The 2,114-nt window shown below is 72.6% G+C and carries 3 protein-coding genes; 2 read left to right on the plus strand and 1 reads right to left on the minus strand.

Features of this window, described 5'->3' with window-relative positions; all coding sequences use genetic code 11:
* Positions 1–16 precede the first annotated feature (16 nt).
* On the minus strand, positions 17–457 hold the full coding sequence (locus FV223_RS26020; protein ID WP_147729643.1) for a zinc-ribbon domain-containing protein: 441 nt from the start codon (positions 455–457) through the stop codon (positions 17–19).
* A 149-nt stretch (positions 458–606) separates the two neighbouring features.
* Between FV223_RS26020 and ftsE the strand changes: the two genes are divergently transcribed.
* Together ftsE and FV223_RS26030 are read left to right on the plus strand one after the other, a co-directional pair.
* Positions 607–1,350, plus strand: a complete 744-nt coding sequence (ftsE, locus tag FV223_RS26025) for a cell division ATP-binding protein FtsE (protein ID WP_147729645.1) — start codon at positions 607–609, stop codon at positions 1,348–1,350.
* Positions 1,350–2,114, plus strand: a 765-nt coding sequence (locus FV223_RS26030; protein ID WP_147729644.1) for an ABC transporter permease, incomplete at its 3' end; no start/stop codon positions are given. The genes ftsE and FV223_RS26030, both read left to right, overlap by 1 nt.

Raw genomic sequence — 2,114 nt, forward strand, 5'->3', positions numbered from 1 at the left:
GCCTTCCCTCGGTGGATCAAATACAGGCGACATGGCGCGCATCCTTCTGGTGGATGACGAAGAGACGGTTCGCGGCCAAAACCACGAGGCAGGCGGCCAGGGCCGGCGACAGCCCGGCGATCCCGCCCTTGCCCTGGTTCCGGCCGAGCGGCTTGTAGCCGAGCTTGGCCTTCTTCGCCCGCGTGCCTCGCGGCGGTGCGGGGACGTTGTCGATGGTGTCGGCCGTCGCGGCGCTGCGCACCGCGGCGGAGGCCTCGGCCCAGGCATCCTCGGAGACCGTCTCGTTGGCGCCGGGGCTGGCGGCCTGCAGCTCGGCCTCGTGGGCGGCGATCACCTCGGCCGGCGACACGAACCAGGTCTCGCGGCAGGCGGCGCAGCGCACCGAACGCCCCTCGGTGCCGACGCGGGCGGTCTCGATGCGATATTCGCTGGCGCAGGTCGGGCAGACGATCAGCATACGCGGCACGCTCGTTGGCGGGGGCAGCCGGGCGGGACCTGCGGCGAAAACCCTTGGGCGATCGTCTTCGGTTAGGGTTAAGCTCCGGTGAAACCGCCGGGAGCCGGCTTGAAATGGCCATGCGCGGCGGTCATCCCGGTGCGGACGGCATGGACCGGGACGGAACGGGAGCGAACGGGCCCTTGCGCGAAACGGCGACGACGAAAAGCCTGCTCTCCGGGGCGGAAGGGCCTGTGGTCCAGTTCGAGAACGTCGGCATGCGCTACGGCCTCGGGCCGGAGGTGCTGTCCGACGTGAGCTTCCGCATCCAGCCGCACTCGTTCCAGTTCCTCACCGGGCCGTCGGGGGCCGGCAAGACGACGCTGCTGCGGCTGATCCTGCTCTCGGTGCGTCCGACCCGCGGGCTGGTCTCGGTGTTCGGCAACGAGGTCAGCGGCATCTCCAGCGCGTCGCTCACCGGCCTGCGCCGCCGCATGGGCGTGGTGTTCCAGGATTTCCGCCTGCTCGACCACCTCACGACCTACGAGAACGTGGCGCTGCCGCTGCGCGTCCAGGGCCGGGCCGAGACCAGCTACCGGGCCGAGGTCGTTGAGCTGCTGCGCTGGGTCGGCCTCGGCGAGCGCATGCACGTGCTGCCGCCGCTGCTCTCGGGCGGCGAGAAGCAGCGCGCGGCCATCGCCCGGGCGCTCATCGCCCGGCCCGACCTGCTGCTCGCCGACGAGCCGACCGGCAACGTCGACCCGAGCCTCGGGCGCCGCCTGCTGCGGCTCTTCCTCGAGCTGAACAAGCTCGGCACCTCGGTGATCATCGCCACCCACGATTTCGGGATCATGGACTCGGTCGATGCCCGCCGGATGGTGATCGGCGACGGCCGCCTGCGGATCGAAGGCTGATGGACACGACCCGCGAACGCAGCCAGGCCGCCAGGACGGCCCCGGACAGGGCCGCGGTCGATCCGGCGCTGCCCCCGACCCTGCGGCGCAACGCGCCCCTGGTCCCGACCGATTCGGCCGCGAGCCGCTCGCTCGCCGCCGTCATCGCCATCCTCACCTTCCTCGCGGGCCTGTGCGCGGGCGCGGCCGAGATCGTCGCGTCGAGCGCCGGCCAGTGGCAGGGCACCGTGGCGCAGGAGGTGACGATCCAGGTACGCCCGGCCCCCGGCCGCGACCTCGACGCCGACATCGCCCGGGCCGACGCCATCGCCAAGGCCGAGCCCGGCATCGCCGCGACGCGGGTGTTCTCCAAGGCGGAGGCCGAGCGCCTGCTCGAGCCCTGGCTCGGCAGCGGCCTCGACCTCTCCGACCTGCCGGTGCCGCGCCTGATCACCCTGAAGCTCGGCGACCAGTCCCCCGACCTCAAGCACCTGCGCGCCGGCCTCGCCGAGGCGATGCCGGGGGTCGCCAGCCTCGACGACCACGCGCTCTGGCTGCAGCGGCTCTCGACCGCGGCCAACACCTTCGTCGGCATCGGCGTCGGCATCGTCGCGCTGGTGCTGGTCGCCACGGGCCTCGCGGTGGCGTTCGCCACCCGCGGCGCCATGGCCGGAAACCGCGAGGTGGTGGAGGTGCTCCACTTCGTCGGCGCCGACGACGACTTCATCGCCCGCGCCTTCCAGCGCCGCTTCTTCGGGCTGGGGCTGCGCGGCGGGATCATCGGC

It is taken from the genome of Methylobacterium sp. WL116 (assembly GCF_008039455.1).
In the GTDB taxonomy this organism is placed as follows: Bacteria; Pseudomonadota; Alphaproteobacteria; order Rhizobiales; family Beijerinckiaceae; genus Methylobacterium.

Excerpts from the sequence above, each read along its gene's own strand:
- ftsE (WP_147729645.1), top strand. The coding sequence starts at position 607 with ATGGACCGGGACGGAACGGGAGCGAACGGGCCCTTGCGCGAAACGGCG.
- FV223_RS26020 (WP_147729643.1), bottom strand. The coding sequence starts at position 457 with ATGCTGATCGTCTGCCCGACCTGCGCCAGCGAATATCGCATCGAGACC.